Origin of the sequence: Trinickia sp. (assembly GCF_051953405.1) — a bacterium.
GTDB lineage: Bacteria > Pseudomonadota > Gammaproteobacteria > Burkholderiales > Burkholderiaceae > Trinickia.
On record NZ_JBQCIV010000099.1, the window covers coordinates 1 to 6,658 of the forward strand.

At 66.6% G+C, this 6,658-nt stretch carries 6 protein-coding genes and 1 pseudogene; 3 read left to right on the top strand and 4 right to left on the bottom strand.

Annotation, left to right across the window (positions count from 1 at the left end):
• Together ACTHN9_RS17140 and ACTHN9_RS17145 are read left to right on the top strand one after the other, a co-directional pair.
• Positions 1-480: pseudogene (locus ACTHN9_RS17140) on the top strand (glutamate--cysteine ligase); the annotation flags it as partial.
• A 100-nt stretch (positions 481-580) separates the two neighbouring features.
• Positions 581-1,012: a hypothetical protein gene (locus ACTHN9_RS17145; RefSeq protein ID WP_440537974.1), complete on the top strand. Its 432-nt coding sequence runs from the start codon at positions 581-583 to the stop codon at positions 1,010-1,012.
• Between the two features lie 84 nt (positions 1,013-1,096).
• Here the strand turns inward: ACTHN9_RS17145 and ACTHN9_RS17150 are convergent, their stop codons facing one another.
• The gene (locus ACTHN9_RS17150) at positions 1,097-2,659 is read right to left on the bottom strand and encodes a DHA2 family efflux MFS transporter permease subunit (RefSeq protein ID WP_440537975.1); all 1,563 of its coding nucleotides are present in this window, start codon (positions 2,657-2,659) and stop codon (positions 1,097-1,099) included.
• Positions 2,660-2,926: 267 nt separating this feature from the next.
• Between ACTHN9_RS17150 and ACTHN9_RS17155 the strand changes: the two genes are divergently transcribed.
• Positions 2,927-4,390 (top strand): efflux transporter outer membrane subunit, encoded by a 1,464-nt coding sequence (locus tag ACTHN9_RS17155; protein WP_440537976.1) that lies wholly within the window; start codon positions 2,927-2,929, stop codon positions 4,388-4,390.
• Here ACTHN9_RS17155 and ACTHN9_RS17160 read toward each other — a convergent pair.
• From ACTHN9_RS17160 to gspL, 3 genes are all read right to left on the bottom strand, one after another.
• On the bottom strand, positions 4,387-5,166 hold the full coding sequence (locus ACTHN9_RS17160; RefSeq protein ID WP_440537977.1) for a type II secretion system protein N: 780 nt from the start codon (positions 5,164-5,166) through the stop codon (positions 4,387-4,389). The two genes, ACTHN9_RS17155 and ACTHN9_RS17160, sit on opposite strands and share 4 nt — an antisense overlap.
• A 103-nt stretch (positions 5,167-5,269) precedes the next feature.
• A complete protein-coding gene (gene gspM / locus ACTHN9_RS17165; protein WP_440537978.1) occupies positions 5,270-5,791 on the bottom strand; it encodes a type II secretion system protein GspM in 522 nt (173 codons plus the stop codon).
• Positions 5,788-6,658, bottom strand: an 871-nt coding sequence (gspL, locus tag ACTHN9_RS17170) for a type II secretion system protein GspL (protein ID WP_440537979.1), incomplete at its 5' end; no start/stop codon positions are given. The genes gspL and gspM, both read right to left, overlap by 4 nt.

The window sequence follows — 6,658 nt, forward strand, 5'->3', positions numbered from 1 at the left end:
TACGCAGAGGCCAATGCCAATTTCGGCCGCGTCACGCTCGAAGGGCGCAGGCCCGGCTTGACGCTCACGCGCGAAGGCCGTGCCGTGCCGATGCGCGAGTGGGCCGACGAACTCATGGCGCATATCGAGGCGGCCGCTCGCGCGTTGGACGCGGTGGGCGGCGGCGATGACTATGTGCGTGCCGTGGCCGCCCAGCGTACGAAGCTGGCCGATCCGGAGGCAACGCCTTCGGCGCGCGTGCTGCGCACGATGCGCGAGCGCGGCCAAAGCTTCCTCGCGTTCGGTTTGGCGCAGAGCACGGCGCACGCCGAGCACTTCCGTGCCCGGCCGCTCGATGCCGACGCGTTGCTGGCCGCGCGTGCACTGGCCGAACGCTCGCTCGCGGAGCAGGCCGAACTCGAGCAGCGCGACGCGCCCGATTCGTTCGATGAATTCGTCAACGACTATCGCAGCTACTCGCTCGATCGCTTCAGCGTATAGGTGCACAGAGAAATATGCCGCCCGCGGCGCGCCCCGAGAACGTCTGAGGACGGGGCGCGTCGAACTTCTCGAACGCAGAAGACAGAGGGAGGGCCTTCGTATGAGAACGATCGGATCGGTGCTCGCGTGCGCGCTCGTCGCGGGATGCGCCTCGACCAACCAGGTCGATCCGGAGACGATGCAGATCGCCGCACAGCCGCTCGTGTGCCGCGCGGATCAATGCACGCTCTGGTGGCAGCGCGCCCGGCAGTGGATTACCGCGCATAGCCAATACCCGTTGCAAACGGATACGAACCAAGCGATCGAGACGGCCGGTCCCACGGGCGGCAGCGGCATACCCGCCTTCCAAGCCACGCTCGCGCGCAATCCCGACGGCACCTCGACGATCGGCTTTGCCGCGCATTGCGATCGTCCGGTCGCCGGCTGCCGCCCCGATCCTTGGCAAGCGGCCGCCGACTTCAAGGCATTCGTGAGATCGGGAACCGAGCCCGCGCGCGGCAATGCTCAGACGAGCGCACCGGCACCGCAGTGACGCCGCCGGCAGCGCGGTGCACGCGCGGACGCGTTAGTAGGCCATGCTTCGTATGGCCTTGGTACGCAGGCCATCGTCCCATCGTTAATGCGCGATGACGCCACCGGCACCGCGTTTAGGCTTGGTAATCCAAACGAGCATGGCCAGCAGCACGAACGCGGCGCAGGAAATGCGGAAGAAGTCGTTCGTCGCCATCATGTAGCCCTGCTGCGTGACAAGCGAGTTCAACTGCGCGCCGATGCTGTCGCCCGACAACCCGAGCGTGCCGAGCGCATCGCGGTAGCTCGTCGTATTCGGCGAGTAAGCGCTGATCGATTCGGCAAGCACCGCGTGGTGATAAATCGCGTCGTTTTCCCAGAAAGTGGTACTGATCGCCGTGCCGATCGCCCCCGCGAGCGTCCGCAGAAAATTCGACAGGCCCGATGCGCTCGCGAGCCGTTCGTCGGGAATGCTCGAGAGCGTGATCGTCGTCATCGGCACGAAGAAGCACGCGACGCCGATCCCCTGCACGATCCGCGGCAAGATGACATGGCCGAACGGCACATCGAGCGTGAACGTGCCGTTCCAAACGGACACGATCGCGAACACCGTAAACGCCAAGCTCGCGACCATCCGCAGGTCGAGCCGATGCAGATTGCGCCCGATGATCGGCGAGAGCACCAGGGCCAACAAGCCCACCGGCGCGGTGGCCAGCCCCGCGAGCCCCGCCGTATAGCCCATCACGGTCTGCAACCAAAGCGGAAAAATCACGACCGATCCGAAGAACGCCATATAGCCGAGAAAGATGATCAAGGCGCCGAGGGCGAAGTTGCGGTCCTTGAACAGCGTCAGATCGATAACGGGCGTTTTCTCGGTAATTTCCCAGGCGAGCAGAAAGGCGAGGGCAATCGCCGCGATCAGCGCGAGCGCGACGATGAACGTCGAATTGAACCAATCGCGATCCTTGCCGAGGTCCAGCATCATTTGCAGACACGACACGCCCACGACCAGCAGCGCGAGGCCGACGGCGTCGATGCGCTGCTTGGTCGTCTTCGTTTCCCGCCCGCGCAGCAGGAAGAAAGCCGACGCGGCCGAGATCAGACCGATCGGCAAGTTGATATAGAAGATCCACGGCCACGTGTAGTTGTCGGTGATCCAACCGCCCATCACGGGGCCGAAGATCGGTGCGACGATCACCGTCATCGCCCATAGGCCGAGCGCCAACCCGCGCTTTTCGGGCGGGTAGCTGCGCATCAAGATCGTCTGCGAGAGCGGCACCATCGGTCCCGAGACGAGCCCCTGCAACAATCGGAACGCGATCAGCGAGGGGAAGTTCACAGCCAGGCCGCATAGCGCCGACGCCATCGTGAACGCGAGCACCGACATCGTAAAAAGCCGCACCTCCCCGACGCGGCGCGCAAGCCAGCCCGTCAACGGCACGGCAATCGCGGCCGCCACCGAGTAGGAGGAAATGACCCACGTCCCATCGCTCGTGGCGACGCCCAAGCTGCCCGAAATGGTCGGCACCGCGACATTCGCGATCGAGGTGTCGAGCACCTCCATGAAGGTGCCGAAAGCGAGACCCACCGTGAGCAGCGCGAGCGTGCCGCCCGTCAGCTGCGCCGGCGCCGCCTGGGGCGCGCCGCTAGCGGAAGCCGCATTTGACATGCGCGTTCTCCTTGTTCTTGACCGTGCGAGAGCGCCCTACCTCGCGCCACGGATATCCCGGGGACGCCTCGGGCATGCCCATTCGGCGCCAATATCGCGATATTTGATTGCCTTGTCAATATTTTTCTATGCAATGATGGTTGCGTCCTGTAAGTTCGTCGAGGGCAGAGCAGGCGGGCAACGCATATAACAGCGGTAACTTGCGGTAACCCCCGCTCGGTATCGCCTGCGTTACCATCGGCCCAATCCATCGATCCCTACGCTGGCATGCCGTATCGTCGCTCTTACTCTCTCGCCGCCGCACTGTCGTTCGCGGGCGCTGTCGCTTCGCTCGCCGGGTGCGCCGTCGGCCCCGACTATCATCGCCCCAGTACGCCGACGGCCGCGTCGTATAAGGAAACGCCGGCCGGCTGGAAAGTGGCCGAACCGGCGGACCGAGCCGATCGCGGCAATTGGTGGGCAATCTACAACGACGCCCGGCTCGATGCGCTCATGGCCCAATTGAACGCGTCGAACCAGACGGTCGCCCAATATGCGGCAGCCTATCGGCAGGCGCGCGCGCTCGTTGCCGAAGCGCGCGCCGCCTACTTCCCCACGCTCGGGCTGTCGGCCAGCGCATCGCGCTCGGGCCAAGCGTTTTCGCGCAGCGGCACGTCCGGTTTCGCGAGCAGTGGCGAGCGCATCGGCAACACGTTCAGTGCGGCGCTCGACGCCTCGTGGGAGCCCGATCTTTGGGGCAAGGTGAGCCGGACCGTGGCCGCGCAAAAGGCGGGGCAAGAAGGGGCCGCGGCCGAGCTGGCGAACGCGCGTCTGTCGGCCCAGGCCACGCTCGCGCAGACTTACTTCCAACTCCGCGCACTCGATGCGACGCAAAAGCTGCTGGACGATACGGTCGGCGCTTACGCACAAGCGCTCAAGCTCACGCAAAACCAATACGCGCAGGGCGTCACCGCGCGCGCGGACGTGATACAGGCGCAAACGCAGTTGCTGTCGGCGCAAGCCGCCGCCGTGGACAACGGCGTGGCGCGCGCGCAAGACGAACACGCGATCGCCGTGCTCGTCGGCCAGAGCGCGTCGACGTTTTCGATTCCACCGATCCCGCTCGATGCCGAGCCGCCGTCCGTCCCCATCGACGTGCCGTCGGCGCTACTCGAACGGCGCCCCGACATCGCGGCCGCCGAACGCCGCACCGCCGCCGCCAACGAACAGATCGGCGTCGCGATTGCCGCTTATTTCCCGTCGCTGACGCTCTCGGCGCAGGGCGGCTACCAAAACTCCGTGCTGTCCAGCCTCTTCACGCTCCCGTCGCGATTCTGGAGCGTCGGCCCGGCGCTCGCCGCCACGCTGTTCGACGCCGGCCTGCGCCATGCCCAAACCGAGGCCGCGCGCGCCAGCTACGATCAGCAAGTGGCCGTGTACCGGCAAACGGTGCTCGGCGCATTCCAAGAAGTGGAGGACGATCTCGCGTCGCAACGCATCCTCGCGCAGGAGGTCGTCACGCAGCGGCAGGCCGTCTCCTCGGCCAAGCAAGCCCTCGCGATCGTGACCAACGAATACAAGGCGGGCACCGTCGCCTACGTCAGTGTATTGACGGCTCAAACCACGGCCTTCACCGCCGAACAAAAGCTCGCGAACTTGGCCGGCCAGCGGATGGTGTCGTCGGTCGGCCTCGTGAAGGCGCTCGGGGGCGGCTGGGACGTCGCGCAGATGGCGCGCGAGAACGGCAGCTAGCGGTTGAAATCGAGCGCCACGGTGCCGTCGCCCGTCGGGCGTCCCAGTAGATTGAGCAAGCCCGCCAGATTGTCGCTCGCCTGCGGCGTAGCGCTCGCTTGTCCGTGGAACGAGGTCGAGTTGGCCGACATCGTGCCGTGCCCGTTCAGCAGCAGCGAACCGCCGAGCGTGGACAAATCGATCGTCGACGTATCGCCTTGCGATTGCAGCGTCACGCGATACGAACCGAGCGGCTTGACGGGCGACACGCGCGAACTCATGTCGGTCAACGTCACCGTCAGTTGACCGTACGCGCGCGCACCGAGCAGCCGCCAAGGCGTCCAGCTAAGCTGCACCGTCCCTTGCAGGTCGAGCGTGTTGAACGGCGCGCCCAGGCCCGCCAGCAGCGCGGCCGGCACCGCGATGTCCCCGGCGGTGATCGTGGTGCCCCGCGGCGCCGCATCGATGTCGATCGATTGCGCCATGGCAGGCGTTTGCTGCATCCGCATGTGCAGCCGGCCCGTCAGCAGCGGCCAAAATGCCGTATCCCAGCGCACGCGCCCGGGCAGCAGCGTACCGGCACCGGCGTCCTTGCCCGCCGCCAGCACGAGGGTGGCCGAGCCGTGCCAGAGCGAACCCGACGGCTCGACGAGATTGATGTGGCCCTGCGTGGCTTTGGCGAACTGCGGGGTGATCCAAGCCGCCGGCATCATCACGATCAGCACGGTCCCGCACGAGAGCACCGCAATGGCGAACCACGGCAGCACGGCGAGCAAGCGCCGTCCCATCCGGTTCATGCCCAACCTCGCAGCGCTTCGCGTCCCGGCGCTCGGCCCACGTTAAGCTCGCCTATTTGCTTGCCTATCTGCTTGCAGGCTCGATGCATCGCGACCACCACCGTCATTGCGCAGACCTCGCGGGCGCGGTGGCCGGCTGCACGGAAACCGTCAGATCGACTTGCCCGTCCTCCTTCAGCGCCGTCGCATGCAGTTCGACGACACGCACCTTGAATTGCTTGCGCGCACCGTCTAGCCACATCGTCCAGGCCGGAAACGCAGCGTTCTTCGCATCGATCTGCACCGCGTCGCCCGCCAGGCGCACTTGCGTCGTGGCAAGGCCTGCCTGCGTGAGCGACGCCGACAACGCATCGCGCAACGCGCCGCCCGTCGGCACGACGCCTTGCGCGCCCGGCGCGAGCGCGCGCGCCTCGTCGGCTTGCGCCGTCATTTGCGCGATCTGCCGCTGCATCGCGGGCAGCGATTGGCGCAGGTGCGCACGGCCTTGCTGCGCGGGCGCCCACAACACCGAATAGGCAACGACGAGCGCGAGCACCACGGCGCCCCAGGTCAGCAGCAGCTTTTCCCGCGCAGTACGCGGCTCCCAGAATTCGGCCCAGAGTTGGCCTAATGTGCCGACATTCATTGACCGCCCCCGTTTCGAATAACCCACTTACCGGTGTTCGTATCGATATCCCCGACGAGCCCGTTCTGCGCGAGCCGTTGGCCGAAGGCGGGATCGGGCTTCACGTCGGGCTTGAACAACACTTCGAGGCGGCGATCGTGATAATCGAGCGCCGCAATGCCGTTGACGGGCACGCCGCCGAGCGAATGCTCGAGCCGCGCGGCCAGCGAGAGGTAATCGTCGGGCGACATTTCCCCGGCGGCGACGCGCAGATGCTCGAGCTGGGTCGTCATTTGCGACGCCGGATCGAGCACGACGGTGGTCTTGGGGAAGGCGTTGAGCAGCAGCTCGGTCATTTGCGCATTGAGCGCGTCGCGCTCGCGCGCCAGCATCATCCACTGGACGTTGGCGCCGATCACCGCGGCGATCAAGGCCGCGCAACCCAGCGCGATCGGCAAGCGCAACCGGCGCAGCGTCGCCCGATCGAGCCGCCAAGGGCGCGATTCGAACTCGAATTGGCACAGATCGAAACGGCTCGCCAGCGCATTGTGCGCCAAGGTCTCGAACGAGAACGGCGCGACGCCGACATGCACGCCGTAGGCCGGCATCGCTTCGCCGGCCAAGGTCGGCTCGCCGCCCGGCAATCCCGTCAGCTCGTAAGCCGTCACGCTCGCGTCGCCCGCCAGCGCCGAGAGCGTCGCGCCGAGCGCCGAGAGCGGCACGGCCAGCCCTTCGCCGTGCTCGCCCCGGGCCAGGGCCAGTTCGACGCGCGGCTCCGTGGTGTCGATGAAGGTCGGCTCGGGCGTCGCCGCGAGCGCGACGTCCGCGAGAATCGCGGGCGCGGTCTGCGCGACTGTGCCGAGCACGGCCGCAACCAGCGGGGTATGA